Source organism: Streptomyces sp. NPDC023838 (assembly GCF_040639555.1).
Lineage (GTDB): Bacteria > Actinomycetota > Actinomycetes > Streptomycetales > Streptomycetaceae > Streptomyces.
This window is the reverse complement of the sequence record NZ_JBFAAD010000067.1, coordinates 1-15945: the sequence shown is the minus strand read 5'-3', so window position 1 is coordinate 15945 and position 15945 is coordinate 1. Positions and strand designations below refer to the sequence as shown.

The following is a 15945-nucleotide window of genomic DNA, read 5'->3' as shown; positions in this document are numbered from 1 at the left end:
TCAACACCAGGCAGCAGGGGCGCTATCCGCTCCCACGCCGCATCCGTCAACTCACCACGACCCACCACAAGATCAATTATCAGACAGGCCCTAGGCCCTGTCGTCAAATTCCCGTCTGTCCGGCGACGCCTGGCACGCACTCTCGCCGCACCGGGCGAAAGCCCACGTACGTCCAGTACGAGGGCTTTCGCCCGGCGCGCCGAGAGCACGCACCAGACGCCGCCGGACCGCCCTTCGGGCGACGACGGGAATTTGACGACAGGCCCTAGCGCTTCACGGCAGACCCGATGAGTTCGGACACCTTCACGAAGCGGTAGCCGCGCCTGCGCAGCTCCGGGACGATCCGCTGGACCGCCTGGTCGGTGACCGGCGCCGCGCTGCGGGTGCAGTGCATGACCACCAGCGAGCCCGGCTTCACCCCGGCGAGGACCTGCTCGGCCACCGCGTCCGCGTTGTGCGCGAACGCGTCGCCGCTCACCACGTCCCACTGCACCGCGGTCATCTTCAGCGGGGCCAGCGCCCGCAGCACCTCGTCGTCGAAACAGCCGCCGGGGAAGCGGAAGTACGGGACCGCGTTGCGCACCCCGGCCTTGTCGAAGGAGGCGGTCGCCCGCTCGACGTCGGTGCGCATCTGGTCCCTGCCGACGACCGGCAGCCCGTAGCAGGGCGACTTGAAGGCGTAGTGGCTGTACGAGTGGTTGCCCACCTCGAAGTTCGGGTCGGCCCCGATGGCGCGGGCCTCGGCCGGATACTCGTCGGCCCAGCGGCCCGTCATGAAGACCGTGGCGGGGACCTTGAGCCGCTGGAGATCGGCGATCAGCGCGGGGTTGTCGAAGCGCTCGCCACTCGCCGCACGCGGCCCCTGGTCGGCGGTCATGTCGGCGTCGAAGGTGAGCGCGACCACCTTCTGCCCGCCCTCGGGGGCGCGGCTGAAGACCGGGGTGAGACCGCCGGGGGCGGGCGCGAGGGTCGGCGCCTGCTGAGGGGCCCGTTGGCCGGGGGAGGCGGAGGGCGCCGAGGGGTCGGTGGACGGCTTGCTCGCGCCCGGTGCCGCCTTCGCGCCATGGCCGGCGGGGGCGGGATCGGAGCTGCAGCCCGCGAGCGCGGCACCGAGAACGGCAATCGCCAGCAGCTTTCGTACAGAAATGGTCACGGGCGGAAGCTATCCGATCATTTGCTGATCAGAGGTATGCGGCGCCGTGAGCCCCCATATGTTTCCGGCCAATGAGTGAACCGGAGGGAACTCGTCCGAGAATCCGGCACCCGGGGGCATGGGTGGACCCGTGGAGCCGCCTCGGCGGGGCGCCCGGGACCGGTCGCGCGCCTGCCGCCCGCCGTGCGCGCGCCGGGTCCGGTTCGCCCCCGGGAAGGCGAATATGCCAGTGGAGGCGCGCGATCCGGCATGCTCGGACGGGGTATTCGCCACTGCGAAGCGGGGCGGGCCGGATCGGGCCGACGCTGCCGACCGTGGGGGACGCGGTCATTCCCCTTGTGTCGCGCCGGAGCCGGTAAGAGCCACCGCCGGTCGTGGGGCCCGTACAGAGCAATCGGTTTCTTTGCCGAGCGCTTACGGAGTTCAATTCCAGCCTCGGCGCCACGGCCCTTGTCGCTCCGGCGGGCCCGTGGTTAGGCTCCCGCTCGTTTCGAATCCTGCACACTTTCTTCGCAACCTGACCAACTGTGGGGTGGCTGTGCGTGAACCGGGGTTATCGGCGTGCACAGGACTGTCGCCGAACTCGTCTGAACTGCCGAAACCTGTTCCGTCGCTAGCGGGGCGCTGATGGGCTCCGCCACCGCGGCCGTCGGCAGAGCCGCCGTTCGCGGGCCGCTGTCCAGGGACGTCAGGCTGTTCTGGTGCGCGAGCGCCACCGACGCGCTCGGCACCCAAGCCTCCGGCGTCGTCCTGCCGCTGCTGCTCCTGGGCCTCGGCTACTCGGCCGCGACCGTCGGGCTCGTCGCGGGCGTGTCCACCGCGGCCGGGCTCCTGCTCGCCCCGCTCGCCGCCGTGCCCGCCGACCGGGGCGCGCGCAAACCGGTGATGCTCTGGTCCGCTGTCGTCTCGGCGCTCGCCATGGGCGGGGTGGCCGTGGCCGCCGCCGCGGGCCGCCCGCCGCTCACCCTGTTGCTGGGCGCGGTCCTGGTGGAACGTTTCTCCACCGCCGTGTACGAGGCGGCCGCGGCCGGCACCGTGGCGCTCATCGCGCCGCCCGCCGACAGCCCCCGGGTGGTGGCCGGGCTCTCGGCCGCCGACCAGGGCGCGCTGGTCCTCGGCCCGGCCCTGGGCGGCGCCCTCTACCAGGCCTCCCGCGCCCTGCCCTTCGTCGCGGACGCGGTGTCGTACACGGTCGCGGCGGTGTGCGTGAGCGCACTGAAGTCGGACCTGCGGCCGGGGGAGGGGGCGCCCGGGGGAGCGACGGGACCCGGGGAGGGGCCGCTCGGGGGAGCGACGGGACCCGGGGAGGGGCCGCTCGGGGGAGCGACGGGACCCGGAGAAGGCCCGCTCGGGGCGGGACACTCGGCGCGCGCCGACGGCCCCGGCGCCCTCAACACCGCCGACGCCCACAGCCCCGCCTCACCCCTTCCGCGCCGCCCCGCCCTCGACAGCGCCGACCCCGCCCACACCCCCGCCCCAAGCCCTCCGCGCCGCCCCGCCTCCCGCCCCGCCCTCCGCGCCGAGCTCGGCGCCGGGCTCGCCCTCGTCCGCACCTCGCCCTTCCTCCGGCTCGTCCTGATCTGGACGGCCACCGTCAACGCCGTGATAGTCGCGCTGTACTACGGCGCCGTCTTCACCCTCCAGAAGGGCGGCCACGGGGGCGCCCCGATGGGGCTCGTGCTCGCGCTCTCCGGCGCCGCCGGGCTCGTCGGGTCGCTGGCCGCGCCCCGCATCGCGGGCCGGATCAGCGCGTCCCGGCTCCTGGTCACCGTCACGTGGCTGCTCGTCCCGCTCGCCGCCGCGCTCGCGACCGCGAAGGACCCCTGGACGTACGGCGGTCTGTTCGGGGCGTTCTGCCTGCTGATGCCGCTGGTCACCGTGGTGTTGCAGTCCCGGGCGATCCAGGAGACCCCGCCCGCCCTGCAGGCCCGTACCGGCGCGGTCCTCGCCACCGCAGTCGGCGGCTCCGCCGCCCTCGCGCCCGTCGTCGCGGGAGTGTGCGCCTCCAGCGCGGGCACCGCCGCTCCCGCCGTCGCGAGCGCGGCGCTGCTCACGCTGCTCGCCTGCTGGACGACGTACGTACGGATCCCGGCCCGGGGGGTGGCCGTATGACCGGCCGCTACCAGGTCTACCGGGCCGCCCTGCCCGAGGTGTGCGCCGCCGACCCGGCGCGGATGACGTTCACCGGCGACGCCGAGGGCCGCTGTGAGGTGTTCACCTGGGACGCCGCGACCGGCCGCACCCGGCAGGTCACCGACCGCCCGCACGGCACCTTCCACCACGCCATCGACCGCGACGGCCAGGTGTGGTGGTTCGACGAGGACGAACACGGCGCCGGGCACTGGTGGTTCCAGCCCTTCGACGGCGGGCCCGACCGCCCCGGCCTGACCGGGCCGGCCCCGGGCGAGCCGCGCGGCCTCGCCGTCAGCGACAGCGCGACGGTCGCGATGGGCCTCGGGGACGCCCGGACCACCGCCGTCCACGTCGGCCCGCGCGGCGGCCCGGCCCGCGTAGTGACGCGCGTCGACGGCCACGTCACCCTCTCCGGCATCACCCCCGACGGCCGCCTCCTCGCCGTCAGCGGCGCGGCGGGCTCGGCGCGGGCCGTGACCGTCCTGGCCGACGACGGCGCCACGCGCGCGGTGCTGCCCGGCGACGGCCCGGACGGCAGGCTCTGGTCGCTGGGCTTCGCCCCCGCCGGCGACCGCGCCGAACTGCTCCTCGTCCGCGAGGCCGGCGACCGCTATGTGCTGGCGAGCTGGCTCGCGGACACCGAACCGCACCCCGGATCCGCCCTCACCACCCACTCCTGGTGCGCCTTCGACACCGAGATCACCGCCCGCTGGCACCCCGACGGCCGCTCGGTCCTCGTCCGCCAGGACCGCCACGGCCGCAGCACGCTGCACCGCGTGGACCTGCGCGAACGGACCGTCGAGCCGGTGCCGGTGCCGCGCGGCACCCTCCTGGACTCCGCGCCCCGCGCCGGAACCGACGTCCACTACCTCTGGACCGACACCGCGAACCCGCCCCGGATGGGCTCCACCGCCGGCACACCCCTGCCGCCCACGCACGGCATCCCCGCCCCGGTCCCCGGCGAGCACCGGGACCTGTGGACGCCCGGCCCCGACGGCCCGGTGCACAGCCTGCTCAGCCTGCCCGAGGGCCGCAGGGGAGCGGTCCCCGCGGTGTTCCTGGTGCACGGCGGCCCCGCCGACCACGACCGGGACGCCTACGACGGCGTCGTGCATTCGCTGGTCGCTTCCGGCTTCGCCGTCGTCCGCGTCAACTACCGCGGCTCCACGGGCTACGGGCCGCGCTGGCGCCGGGCGTTCGACCAGGGCGTCGGGCTCACCCAGGTCGACGACCTGGCGTCGGTGCGCGCGGACCTCGTCGCGCGCGGCGTCGTCCGCGCCGACGCGACCGGGCTGTGGGGCACCTCCTGGGGCGGCTACCTCGTCCTGCTCGCCCTCGGGCTGCGCCCGGGCCTGTGGCAGGCGGGCGTCGCGGTGAAGCCGGTGGCCGACTGCGCCGCCGCCTACCGCACCAGCACCCCGGCCCTGCGCGCCCTGGACGAGCGGCTGTTCGGCGGCACCCCCGACGAGGTGCCCGAGCGGTACGAGCGCAGCTCGCCCCTGAAGTACGCGTCCGCCGTGCGGGCCCCGCTCCTGGTCGCCGCCGCGACCCGGGACGCCAAGTGCCCGCCCGGCCAGGTGCGCGACTACCTCGCTGCCCTGCGCCACGCGCGCGTACCGCACGAGTCGATGTGGCTGGAGAGCGGCCACGACGGCTACCAGGGCGAGGACCACGTGGCGATCCTGCGCCGCGCCGTGGTCTTCCTCGACCGCGAGCTGCGCGGCCCGCGCCGCGCGGCCGCCCCCAAGACACCCCGCTCGGACCGGAGCGGGGATTCCGGACGGGTCCGCACCAAGGCCCCCGCCGGAACTGGCACCACCCGACACGATGAGAGGAGTTCCCATGCAGAAGGACATCATCCAGAATGACCCGCTCGCGGGTGACGAGGAGAACCGCAAGCCCAGCGTCGGCGTGACCATCAAGGTTCCGTTCCGTAACGCCGAGGACGGCGAAGAGGACTGATCCTCGCCGCCCGGCCCGGCGGTCCCGACCGCCGGGCCGGCCGGTGCGGCCGCACCCCTTTGTCTCTGAGCGCCTCATCCGTGGGCGCGCACATCTCTGAGCGCTCTTATCTCTGCGCACCTTTGTGTCACCGCACCCCGCGAGGAGCCGACATGCGTGTACTGCTGGTCAACATGCCCTGGTCGCCGATCGACCTGCCGTCGCTGGCCCTGGGAATCCTCAAGCGCAGCGTCGACGAACGCGTGCCGGGCGCCAAGGCGGAAGTGCTGCACGCCAATCTCGAATTCACCGACTGGATCACCGAGCGCACCGAATTCACCGCCGACGACTACGAGTACTACGCGCTCTCCTCCTATTTCATGGGCTGCGGCGACTGGGTCTTCTCCTCCGCCCTCTACGACGACCCCACCTGGCGCGACCAGGAGTTCGCGGACGCGATGAAGGGCAAGCTGCGCAAGTCCCGGCTGCGCATGTCACAGGAACTGCACCGTGCCGTACCGGAGTTCGTGGAGATGATCGCCGAGCGGATCGTCGCGTACGCGCCCGATGTCGTCGGCTTCACCTCCACCTTCCAGCAGAACACCGCGGCCCTCGCCGCCGCCAAGCACGTCAAGCGGCTCGCCCCGCACATCGTGACCGTGATGGGCGGCGCCAACTGCGACGGCGAGCAGGGGGAGGCCGTCCACCGCAACTTCGCGTTCGTGGACCACGTCATCCGGGGCGAGGGCGAGACGGCCTTCCCGCAGCTGCTCACCGCCATCGGCGAGGGCGCCGGCCCGGCCGCGCTCGCCGCCGTGCCGGGCCTGTGCCACCGCGCCGCCGACGGCACGAGCGTGGTCAACCCGATGGCCACCAGCCCGATCCCGCCCGCCGCGATCCTGCCCCCGGACTACAGCGGCTACTTCGAGCGGCTCGCCACCTCGGTGGCCCGCAACTGGGTCGAGCCGAAGCTGGTCGTCGAGGGCGCCCGGGGCTGCTGGTGGGGCGAGAAGCACCACTGCACCTTCTGCGGGCTCAACGGCTCCTTCATGCAGTACCGCTCCAAGACGCCCGAGACGTTCTACTCGGAGATCATGGAGCTGGCCCGCCGCCACCGGGTCCTCGACATGTACCTCGTCGACAACATCCTCGACATGGGCTACCTCTCCACGGTGCTGCCCCGCATCATCGAGAGCGGCTACGACCTGCGCATGCACATCGAGATCAAGGCCAACATGCGCCGCAGCCAGCTCCGTACGCTCGCCGAGGCCGGACTGATCTACGTCCAGCCGGGCATCGAGAGCCTCAACAACCGGGTGCTCGACCTGATGGACAAGGGCGTCAGCGGCTGCCAGAACGTCCGGATGCTCCGGGACGGCGCCGAGACCGGCCTCTCGGTGGCCTGGAACTATCTGCACGGCTTCCCGGGCGAGACCGCCGAGGACTACGACCCGGTGATCGCCCAGATACCGGCGCTCGAACACCTCAACCCGCCGGTCGACCTCTCCGCGCGCATCGCCATCGAGCGCTTCAGCCCCTACTTCAACCGCCCCGAGCTCGGCTTCGACGGCCTGCGCCCCGAGGAGCACTACCGCTTCACCTACGACCTGCCCGAGTCCGAGCTCTACGACCTCGCGTACGTCTTCGAGGCCCCGCAGCGCGGCATCGGCGAGCCCACCGTCACCGCCCTCAACGACGCCCTGGACGGCTGGAAGAAGAACCACGCGGACGCCCGCCTCACCCACGCCGACCTCGGCGACCGTATCGTCCTGGTCAGCCGGCGCCGGATGTTCGCGTGGCGGGCGATGGAGCTGACCGACCCGTACGAGCTGGTCGCCTTCCGCCTCCTCGATCAGCCGCACACGGCCGCGGCCCTCACCCGCAAGGCCGCCGCCCGGGCCGAGGGCGCCGCCCGCGACGAGAGCGAGGTGCAGCGCCTGCTCGACTCCTGGCTCGCGCTCGGCCTGGTCTTCACCGACGGCGGCCAGTACGTCCACATCGCGCCCGCGTCGGTCAACGAGGACCTGCTGCGCCTGGACTTCATGCGCCACGCCCACGCCGCGCTCGACGCGGCCGGGGAGACGGCCGCGCCCGAGCCCGCCCGCCCCGAGCCCGCCCACGTATGACCCGATGACCCGTGACCGCGTGACCGCGACGACCGCGACGACTGCGACGACTGCCGACCGCGAAGACCGTACGAGCCGGAGGACCAGCCCGATGAGCACCGCCCTCACCACGCGCACCGCGGCCCTGACCGTCGCCGCCTGGCGCGACTACGACCCCGACGCCTGCGCCCTGCCCGGGATGCATCTCGGCGACCTCGAACTGACCGGCCCCGCGGGGGAGGAGGCCGACCGGCTGTGGGAGGCCGGCGTGCGCCGCGTCCGCCTCGCCGAGCCGGTCGACCTCGCCGACCCGCGCGCCGCCCACCACGCCGTACGCGCCCTCAGCCTGGTGCGGGACCTGACGGCCCGCGCCGTGCTCGTCGAGTGGAGGCTGCGGCTGGACCCGGCGGCGGAGGCCGACGCCTGGCAGGTCCTGAGCCACCTCCAGCCGCCGCAGCGCCTGGACGGGCCCGCCGACGCGGCCGGGGCGCTGCGCCGCTGGCGCGAGGGCCACTACCTGTGCAAGTGCCTGTGGCGGCAGGGCCCCGGCTTCGTCCAGATTCGCGACCGCCGCTGGGGCGACCTGCGCCGCTTCACCGCGGACGAGCCCGAATACCACCAGGTCATCGAGGCCCTGGTGCACGGCGCCCCGGCCGACACGGTTCCGCCCGCGGTCCTCGCCGACTTCCTCTCCGAGAAACTGGTCCTGCGGGTGGGCGACCTGGCGTGGTGGCTGCCGTACCGGGTGAACCGCTGGATTCAGGAGGCGATGGCGATCTGACGAGCCGTCATCTCAGCTGGCGAGCAGCCGCGCCCGGCACTCCTCCACGTCGAAGTCGCCCTTCGGGTACTGCGGGTCGAGTTCCCGCAGATGCTCCAGGAGGAGCCGGCTGACCGCCCAGTTCCGGTACCACTTGCGGTCGGCGGGCACCAGGTACCAGGGAGCCGCGTCCGTCGAGCACCGCTCCAGGGCGATCTCGTACGCCTTCTGGTACGCGGGCCACAGTGCCCGCTCGTCGATGTCGCCAGGGTTGAACTTCCAGTGTTTGTCCGGGTTGTCGAGCCGTTCGAGCAGCCGACGGCGCTGCTGCTCCTCACTGATGTGCAGGAACACCTTGACCACGCTCACACCGTCCTCCACGAGCGACTGCTCGAACCGCTCGATCTGCCCGTAACGGCGGCCCAGCTGCCGGTGCGGGACCAGCTCGCGGACCCGGGCGATCAGTACGTCCTCGTAGTGCGAGCGGTCGAAGATGCCGATCTCGCCGGGCTGCGGCAGCGCCCGCATGATCCGCCACAGGAAGGGGTGGTTCAGCTCCTCCCGGGTGGGCGCCTTGAACGCCCTGATCCGGCAGCCGGACGGGTTGAACAGGCCGATGACGTGCTTGACCGTGCCGCCCTTGCCGCTGGTGTCCATGCCCTGGAGCACGAGCAGCACCCGGCGCCGGTCACCCGCGGTGCTCGCCGCGTACAGCCGCTCCTGCAGTGCGGCGAGCTCCCCACCCATGCCGGCGGTCGCCGCCAACCCCTCCGCCTTGTCCTTCGGGCCGGCCGGGATGGCGTCGGCCGGGTAGGAGGAGAGGTCGACGGGCTTGCCCCCGGGGATGCGCAGCAGCCGGCGCAGATCCCGCTGCTCGGGCTTCTTCTGGTCCTTGCCCTTGCCGCCCTTGCTGCCCTTCTTGGCCACGGCGCACCACCCCTTACGGTCGGTTCCCTCGATCGTGCGACGGAAAGCGACGCGACGCGAGCGCTACGGAAGCGCTACGGGAGCACTGGTGACCGGCCCTAGTGGGCGAAGGGCCCGGTCACCGCGAAGGTCGTCCCCGGCGTGTAGCAGTTGACGTACATCGTGTGCCCGTCCGGGGCGAAGGTGACCCCCGCGAACTCGCCCCATTCGGGGGCGCCGGGCTTACCGCCCGCCGCGGTAACGGCTGGTGTGATCGTTTGCCGTCCGCGTGCCATCGCGTAGACCTCGCCGCGCCGGGTCAGCCCGAAGACGTGCTGGGCGCCGTTGCCGTCCTCGCACACCATCAGCCCGCCGTCGGGCGCGAGAGTGATGTTGTCCGGGGACTCGCCGGGCAGCTGGACGTCGGTGGCCGGGCCGAAGACGACGATCAGGGTGAGGCGGCGGCGCCTCGGTTCGTACCGCCACACCTGCCCGAAGTGGTCGGCGCCCGACCCCTCCGCCACGCGCGCGTAGCTGGAGACGAAGTAGACGCACTCGCCGCTCCAGTAGCAGCCCTCCAGCTTCTGCGCGTGGGTGATGCCGCGCGGGCCGAAGTCCTGGAGCCGGACCGGTGTCTGCCGGGCCGACGGGTCGGGCACCGGCACCCACTCGATCCCGTCGAACCGGGCGCCGGGCCGCTGGATCACGGAGAGGTCGGGCACCTCAGGGACGCGCATCGCCTCCAGGGCGCCGCCCGCGCGCAACGAGCACGTGCCGCCGAGCGGCCGGTTCGGCAGGAAGCGGTAGAAGAGCCCGAAGGGCTTGTCGAAGGCGTCCTCGGTCTCGTACACGACACCGCAGTACGGGTCGATCGCGATCGCCTCGTGCTGGAAGCGGCCCATCGCGGTGAGCGGTACCGCCCCGGTGCGGCGCGGGTCGGCGCCGTCGACCTCGAAGACGAAGCCGTGGTCCTTGGTGTACCCGTTGGTGCCGGCCCGGTCCTCGGTCTCCTCGCAGCTCAGCCAGGTGTTCCAAGGGGTGCGGCCGCCCGCGCAGTTGACGGCGGTGCCGCTGAGGGCGACCCGCTCGGACAACACCCGGTTCGCCCCGTCGAGCTCCAGGGCCGTACACCCGCCCTTGCCCATCGGGTCGTACACCAGCCCCTCGACATGGGGGACCGGGATCGCCGCGGTGACCCGGTTCTCGTGGTTGCGGACCAGCCGGACGCCGCCGCGGCGCCCCGCGAACGCGGCCATGCCGTCGTGGTTGCTCGGCACCGAGCCCTCGCCGGAGCGCAGCGGGTCGCCCTCGCGCGAGAGCACCCGGTAGCGGAAACCTTCCGGCAGATCGAGCAGCCCGGCCGGGTCGGGCACCAGCGGCCCGTAGCCGCGCCGGCCGGCGGCGGCCACGGCCGGGCCCCCGCTGAAGAGTTCGGTGACCGCGCCGGTGAAGGCGATCGCGGCGGCCGACGCGCCGGTGCGGGCGAGGATCTGACGTCGTGTTGCTCGCGCTTCGGACATGAGGCAACTCCCCTGTTGGCGGACAGGAAGACGTGACCCGCATGATCTATCACGCGTTCAGGTGATAGGGGAATCATGCGGGTCGTGTCGCCTCAAGTGGCCGAAATCGGCCCGTGGCTCAGACCAGCTCGGCGGTGAGCGTGATGGTCGTGCCCGTCAGCGCCTGGCTGACCGGGCAGTTCTTCTTGGCGTCCTCGGCGGCCGCGGCGAAGCCCTCCGCGTCCAGCCCCGGCACCTCGCCGCGCACGGTGAGGTGGACGCCGGTGATGCCCTCACCCGGCTGGAACGTCACGTCCGCCTTGGTCTCCAGCCGCGTGGGCGGGTTGCCCGCGCCGGCCAGAGCGTGCGAGAGGGCCATGGAGAAGCAGCTGGAGTGAGCCGCGCCGATGAGCTCCTCCGGGCTGGTCTTGCCGTTGGCCTGCTCGGCGCGGGACGCCCAGCTGACCGGCTGCGAACCGATGCCGGACGAGTCGAAGGTGACGGTCCCCGAGCCCTTGAGGAGCTCGCCTTCCCAGACCGTGTGCGCCGTACGCGTGGTGGCCATGATGTATCCCTTCTGGTGGCTAAGGGGGTTTGCGGCCCCCTGTGCGCCAAACCTACTGCTCGACAAGCCCCTTCGCGTCGCGAGCGAGGGCGGTGAGCCGGGAGATCGCCCGGAAGTACTTCTTCCGGTAGCCGCCGTTCAGCATCTCGTCACTGAACAGCCGGTCGAAGGGGGCCCCGGACGCCAGGACCGGCACCTCGCGGTCATAGAGCCGGTCGGCCAGCACCACGAGCCGCAGCGCGGTCGACTGGTCGGGAACCGGCCGCACATCGGTGAGGCACACCGCCTTCACCCCGTCGGTGAGCGCCCCGTACCGGCTGGGGTGGACCCGCGACAGATGGCCGAGCAGCCCGGGGAAGTCGTCGAGCGCCGCGCCCTCGGTCGCGTACGCGGCCTTGGTGACCTGCTCGTCCGAGTACGGCGCCGGGGCCTCGGGCAGCCCCCGGTGGCGGTAGTCCTCGCCGTCGATCCGCAGCGGCCGGAAGTGCGCCGACAGCCCCTGGATCTCGCGCAGGAAGTCGACGGCCGCGAACCGGCCCTCGCCCAGCTTGCCGGGCAGCGTGTTGGAGGTCGCGGCCAGCGCCACGCCCTGCTCCACCAGCTTGCCGAGCAGTGACGACACCAGCACCGTGTCGCCCGGGTCGTCCAGCTCGAACTCGTCGATGCAGAGCAGCCTGTGCCCGCTCAGGGTGCGCACGGTCTCCTGGAACCCCAGCGCGCCGACCAGGTTCGTCAGCTCCACGAAGGTGCCGAACGCCTTGAGCGCGGGCTCGGCCGGAGTGGCGTGCCACAGCGAGGCCAGCAGATGGGTCTTGCCCACGCCGTACCCGCCGTCGAGGTAGACCCCGCGCGGCGCCGCGGGTGCGGCCGGCTTCCTGGCGAACCACTTGCGGCGCCCGCTCCCGCTGGCGTGCGCTCCGCCCAGGCCGGCCGCGAAGGAGGCGAGCACCTTGACGGCCTCGCTCTGACTGGGCTGGTTCGGGTCCGGTACGTACGTCTCGAAGCGGACCGAGTCGAACCGCGGCGGCGGCACCATCTCGGCGACCAGACGGTCGGCGGGGACGTGCGGCTCGCGGGCGCAGAGCGACAGCGGGGCCGCTTGGGTTATGGGGCTGGTCGACACAGTTCCCCACTGTAAGCGTCATGTAAGACTGCACGGATGCGACGCCTGTTCCCTGTGACCGACCAGACACCCGCCTCGGCCGACACCGAGTGGTCGTTCGAAGCGCTGGCCGAGGCCTATGCGTACCCCCGGACGGACGGACCCTGGCTGCGGGCCAACATGGTCTCCTCGCTCGACGGCGCGGGCCACCACGAGGGCCGCTCGCACCCGCTCTCCTCCGACACCGACATGCGGATCTTCGGCGTCCTGCGGGCGCTGGCCGATGTGGTCGTGGTGGGCGCGGAAACGGTACGCCAGGAGGGTTACCGCCCGGCCCGGGCGCGGGAGGTCTTCGCGGACCGGCGCGCGGCCGCAGGCCAGGGTCCGGCCCCTGTGATCGCGGTGGTGACGGCCGGCCTCGACCTGGACTTCTCGCTGCCCCTGTTCACCTCGCCGCTGGTGCCGACGATCGTCCTCACCGGCGCCAGCGCGCCCCCGGACCGCATGCGCGAGGCCGAGGTGGCGGGCGCCGAGGTGGTGATCGCGGGCGACGGGCCCGGCGTGGAGCCCGCCCGGGCCGTGGAGGCGCTGGCCGAGCGCGGTCTGGTCCGGATGCTCACCGAGGGCGGGCCCCGGCTGCTCGGCCAGTTCGTGGCGGCCGGAGTGCTGGACGAGCTGTGTCTGACGGTGTCGCCGGTCCTCACCGCGGGCAGTGCTCAGCGCATCGCGGGAGGGCCACCGGTGAGCGTCCCGGAACGCTTCCAGCTGGAGTCCCTGCTGGAAGAGGCCGGGTTCCTCTATACGCGTTACCGTCGGATCTGACAATCAGCGGAATTTGTCGTTCCGGTTAGCTTCCGCTGGGCACACTTACTCACGCAGACCCCGTGCGGGCACGGGGAAGGATGGTTTCCGCAGGGGCGGGTAACCACGTCGAGGCCTCGCGGCCTCGCGGGGCACCGGCTGGAGTGAAGAGAAGGGCGTTTGTCGTGTTCACAAGCGTATTGATGATCGAGAAGCCCTTGACCTCCGTAGACGTGGAATTCGTCACCACCCTGCACGGCGACGAGCCGGTCTCCTTCGTCGTGCTCATGCAGCCCCGCGGCGACCAGGACCGCCTCCTGCGCGCCATCGACGACGTGGCCCTCGGCGAACTCGACGAAGCCGTCCACGAGGCAGGCGAGCCCGAGGGCCCGGCCGCCAAGGCCCCCGCCGCACGCGCCCTGGAGCACTCCTTGGCGTCCCTGCGCTCGACGGGCAGCCAGGCCGTCGGCCAGATCGTCGAGGACCACCCCCTCGACCTGCTGAGGTCCGTCGTCGACGAGGTGGGCGCCGACGAGGTCATCGTGCTGACGGCACCGCACTACGTGGAGGAGTTCTTCCACCGCGACTGGGCCTCCCGGGCCCGGCACAAGGTCGGCGTCCCCGTCCTCAAGCTCTTCGCGCACAGCGAGGAGGCGCACAGCGAATAGGGTGATGGCTCACTGGACTGGTCAACCGGTCCAGTGCCGTCAGTCCGTACCGGCTGACGTCACCCCGTACGCTGCGCACCCCCCGGGAGACACACGCAAATGGCACCCGCGATCCCCACCGCCATGGAACGGCCGCACTTCATCGGCATCGGTGGTGCCGGAATGTCGGGGATCGCGAAGATCCTGGCCCAGCGCGGCGCGAAGGTCGCGGGCAGCGACGCCAAGGAGTCCGGCACGGCCGAGGCGCTGCGCGCGCTCGGCGCGACCGTCCACATCGGCCACGCCGCCGGCCACCTGGCCTCCGACGCCAGCAGCGTCGTCGTCTCCAGCGCCATCCGCGCCGACAACCCGGAGCTCGTCCGCGCGGCCGAGCTCTCCATCCCCGTCGTCCACCGCTCCGACGCGCTGGCCGCGCTCATGGGCGGCCTGCGCGCCATCGCCGTCGCCGGCACCCACGGCAAGACGACCACCACCTCGATGCTGGCCGTCGCCCTGACCGAGCTGGGCCTCGACCCCTCGTACGCGATCGGCGGCGACCTCGCCGGACCCGGCACCAACGCCCGCCACGGCGAGGGCGACATCTTCGTGGCCGAGGCGGACGAGAGCGACCGCAGCTTCCAGAAGTACGACCCCGAGGTCGCCATCGTCCTCAACGTCGAACTCGACCACCACGCCAACTACGCCTCGATGGACGAGATCTACGACTCCTTCGAGACCTTCGTCGGCAAGGTCGTCCCCGGCGGCACCCTCGTCATCTCCGCCGACCAGGCGGGCGCCGTCGAGCTCACCCGCCGGGTGCGCGACCTCTCCTCGCTGAAGGTCGTCACGTACGGAGCGGACGAGCACGCCGACGTACGCGTCCACAAGGTCACCCCGCGCGGTCTGACCAGCGAGGTCACCGTCCTGCTCGGCGGCAAGTACCTGACCTTCACGGTCTCGGTCCCCGGCCGCCACTACGCCCTCAACGCGGTGGCCGCGCTCGCCGCCGGCGTCGCCCTCGGCATCCCGGCGCACAACCTGGCCTCGGCCCTCGGCAAGTACACCGGCGTCAAGCGCCGCCTCCAGCTCAAGGGCGAGGCCGCGGGCGTCCAGGTCATCGACTCGTACGCGCACCACCCGACCGAGATGACCGCCGACCTGGAGGCGATGCGCGCGGCCGCCGCCGACTCCCGCCTCCTCGTGGTCTTCCAGCCCCACCTCTTCTCCCGCACCCAGGAGCTGGGCACCGAGATGGGCCGCGCGCTCGCGCTGGCCGACGCCTCGGTGGTCCTCGACATCTACCCGGCGCGTGAGGACCCGATCCCCGGCGTCACCAGCGGGCTGATCATCGACGCGGCCCAGGCGGCCGGCGCCGACGTCACCACCGTCCACGACAAGACGACGGTGCCGGACGTGATCGCGGGAATGGCCAGGCCCGGCGACCTCGTTCTCACCATGGGCGCGGGCGACGTGACGGACCTGGGCCCGGAGATCCTGGCGCGGTTGAGCTGAGGGAGTGCCTTCGATGTCGTACGAGGTCGAGAAGCCGGACGAGCAGTGGCGGGCGGAGCTGAGCCCGGCGGAGTACGCGGTGCTGCGGCAGGCCGGTACCGAGCCCGCGTTCGTGGGTGAGTACACGGACACCAAGACGAAGGGCGTCTACTCGTGCCGGGCCTGCGGCGCGGAGCTCTTCACCTCCGAGACGAAGTTCGAGTCGCACTGCGGCTGGCCGTCCTTCTTCGACCCGAAGGACACGGACGCGGTGGAGCTCATCTCCGACCGCTCGCTCGGGATGGTCCGTACGGAGGTGCGGTGCGCCCGCTGCGGCTCACACCTGGGCCATGTCTTCGAGGGCGAGGGCTACCCGACCCCGACGGACCAGCGGTACTGCATCAACTCGATCTCGCTGAAGCTGACGGCGGACGAGGGCTGACGCAGCCCGAACGGGAGCCGCGTCCCACTCGAGTTGACGCCGGTTCCCCAAGTGCGTAGAGTTCTTCGAGTTGTCGCGGAGCCGGAACGGTTCTGCGACAGCCGTCCGCCGCAGACTTGCGGCAACCCAACTCAGCACGATCTCCCGACCGGGATGAATTTCGGCATGCCGAATTTCCTTTCGAAGGGGAGTAGTGCGAGTGGATGGATCAGCCGGCCCGATTAGGAGCCGCCCGGGAAATCCGCTAGAGTCTGGGACGTCGGAACGGCCCAACAGCCGGAAAGACAAACTGACTTGACCCGGGTGACCGGGAATCGGACACGAAAGAGTCTGATAGAGTCGGAAACGAAGGAAGCGCCCGGAGGGCCCGGAAACGGGAACAAAGGAAGCGTCCGTACCT

The 15945-nt window shown here is 72.2% G+C and carries 13 protein-coding genes; 8 read left to right on the top strand and 5 right to left on the bottom strand.

Translation table 11 applies throughout. From position 1 onward, the window contains the following. Positions 1 to 265: 265 nt before the first annotated feature. The gene (locus AB0G17_RS36820; protein ID WP_361392491.1) at positions 266 to 1153 is read right to left on the bottom strand and encodes a polysaccharide deacetylase family protein; all 888 of its coding nucleotides are present in this window, start codon (positions 1151 to 1153) and stop codon (positions 266 to 268) included. A 627-nt stretch (positions 1154 to 1780) separates the two neighbouring features. On the opposite strand from AB0G17_RS36820, the gene AB0G17_RS36815 reads away from it, so the two are divergent. From AB0G17_RS36815 to AB0G17_RS36800, 4 genes are all read left to right on the top strand, one after another. After that, positions 1781 to 3265, top strand: a complete 1485-nt coding sequence (locus AB0G17_RS36815) for an MFS transporter (protein WP_361392488.1) — start codon at positions 1781 to 1783, stop codon at positions 3263 to 3265. Then, entirely contained in the window at positions 3262 to 5154 is a 1893-nt protein-coding gene (locus tag AB0G17_RS36810) for a prolyl oligopeptidase family serine peptidase (protein ID WP_361392485.1), read from the top strand. Before AB0G17_RS36815 ends, AB0G17_RS36810 begins: the two co-directional genes overlap by 4 nt. Before the next feature lie 246 nt (positions 5155 to 5400). Beyond that, positions 5401 to 7353: a RiPP maturation radical SAM C-methyltransferase gene (locus AB0G17_RS36805; RefSeq protein ID WP_361392482.1), complete on the top strand. Its 1953-nt coding sequence runs from the start codon at positions 5401 to 5403 to the stop codon at positions 7351 to 7353. Between the two features lie 91 nt (positions 7354 to 7444). Continuing rightward, positions 7445 to 8113, top strand: a complete 669-nt coding sequence (locus tag AB0G17_RS36800; RefSeq protein WP_361392479.1) for a DUF5825 family protein — start codon at positions 7445 to 7447, stop codon at positions 8111 to 8113. Positions 8114 to 8125: 12 nt separating this feature from the next. Here the strand turns inward: AB0G17_RS36800 and AB0G17_RS36795 are convergent, their stop codons facing one another. The 4 genes from AB0G17_RS36795 to zapE all read right to left on the bottom strand — a co-directional run bounded on the left by AB0G17_RS36795 (position 8126) and on the right by zapE (position 12185). Then, positions 8126 to 9019 (bottom strand): PPK2 family polyphosphate kinase, encoded by an 894-nt coding sequence (locus AB0G17_RS36795; protein WP_361392476.1) that lies wholly within the window; start codon positions 9017 to 9019, stop codon positions 8126 to 8128. A gap of 98 nt (positions 9020 to 9117) precedes the next feature. Further along, entirely contained in the window at positions 9118 to 10518 is a 1401-nt protein-coding gene (locus AB0G17_RS36790; RefSeq protein WP_361392473.1) for an alkaline phosphatase PhoX, read from the bottom strand. A gap of 118 nt (positions 10519 to 10636) precedes the next feature. After that, positions 10637 to 11062 (bottom strand): OsmC family protein, encoded by a 426-nt coding sequence (locus tag AB0G17_RS36785; RefSeq protein ID WP_361392470.1) that lies wholly within the window; start codon positions 11060 to 11062, stop codon positions 10637 to 10639. Between the two features lie 52 nt (positions 11063 to 11114). Continuing rightward, positions 11115 to 12185, bottom strand: coding sequence for a cell division protein ZapE (gene zapE, locus AB0G17_RS36780; protein ID WP_361392467.1), 1071 nt, complete (start codon positions 12183 to 12185; stop codon positions 11115 to 11117). A gap of 36 nt (positions 12186 to 12221) precedes the next feature. On the opposite strand from zapE, the gene AB0G17_RS36775 reads away from it, so the two are divergent. From AB0G17_RS36775 to msrB, 4 genes are all read left to right on the top strand, one after another. Continuing rightward, on the top strand, positions 12222 to 12986 hold the full coding sequence (locus tag AB0G17_RS36775; RefSeq protein WP_361392464.1) for a pyrimidine reductase family protein: 765 nt from the start codon (positions 12222 to 12224) through the stop codon (positions 12984 to 12986). A 164-nt stretch (positions 12987 to 13150) separates the two neighbouring features. Then, a complete protein-coding gene (locus tag AB0G17_RS36770; RefSeq protein ID WP_361392461.1) occupies positions 13151 to 13633 on the top strand; it encodes an indole-3-glycerol phosphate synthase in 483 nt (160 codons plus the stop codon). 99 nt (positions 13634 to 13732) lie between these two features. Further along, positions 13733 to 15124 carry a UDP-N-acetylmuramate--L-alanine ligase gene (murC, locus tag AB0G17_RS36765; RefSeq protein ID WP_361392458.1) on the top strand — a complete coding sequence of 464 codons (1392 nt, stop codon included), beginning with the start codon at positions 13733 to 13735 and terminating at the stop codon, positions 15122 to 15124. 13 nt (positions 15125 to 15137) lie between these two features. Beyond that, entirely contained in the window at positions 15138 to 15545 is a 408-nt protein-coding gene (gene msrB, locus AB0G17_RS36760) for a peptide-methionine (R)-S-oxide reductase MsrB (RefSeq protein WP_361392455.1), read from the top strand. Positions 15546 to 15945 lie beyond the last annotated feature (400 nt).

What these genes read in the sequence shown, in the direction of transcription:
- AB0G17_RS36785 (WP_361392470.1), bottom strand. Translation starts at nt 11,062, where the DNA reads ATGGCCACCACGCGTACGGCGCACACGGTCTGGGAAGGCGAGCTCCTC.
- murC (WP_361392458.1), top strand. Translation starts at nt 13,733, where the DNA reads ATGGCACCCGCGATCCCCACCGCCATGGAACGGCCGCACTTCATCGGC.
- msrB (WP_361392455.1), top strand. Translation starts at nt 15,138, where the DNA reads ATGTCGTACGAGGTCGAGAAGCCGGACGAGCAGTGGCGGGCGGAGCTG.
- AB0G17_RS36790 (WP_361392473.1), bottom strand. Translation starts at nt 10,518, where the DNA reads ATGTCCGAAGCGCGAGCAACACGACGTCAGATCCTCGCCCGCACCGGC.
- AB0G17_RS36810 (WP_361392485.1), top strand. Translation starts at nt 3,262, where the DNA reads ATGACCGGCCGCTACCAGGTCTACCGGGCCGCCCTGCCCGAGGTGTGC.
- AB0G17_RS36815 (WP_361392488.1), top strand. Translation starts at nt 1,781, where the DNA reads ATGGGCTCCGCCACCGCGGCCGTCGGCAGAGCCGCCGTTCGCGGGCCG.
- AB0G17_RS36805 (WP_361392482.1), top strand. Translation starts at nt 5,401, where the DNA reads ATGCGTGTACTGCTGGTCAACATGCCCTGGTCGCCGATCGACCTGCCG.
- AB0G17_RS36800 (WP_361392479.1), top strand. Translation starts at nt 7,445, where the DNA reads ATGAGCACCGCCCTCACCACGCGCACCGCGGCCCTGACCGTCGCCGCC.
- AB0G17_RS36775 (WP_361392464.1), top strand. Translation starts at nt 12,222, where the DNA reads ATGCGACGCCTGTTCCCTGTGACCGACCAGACACCCGCCTCGGCCGAC.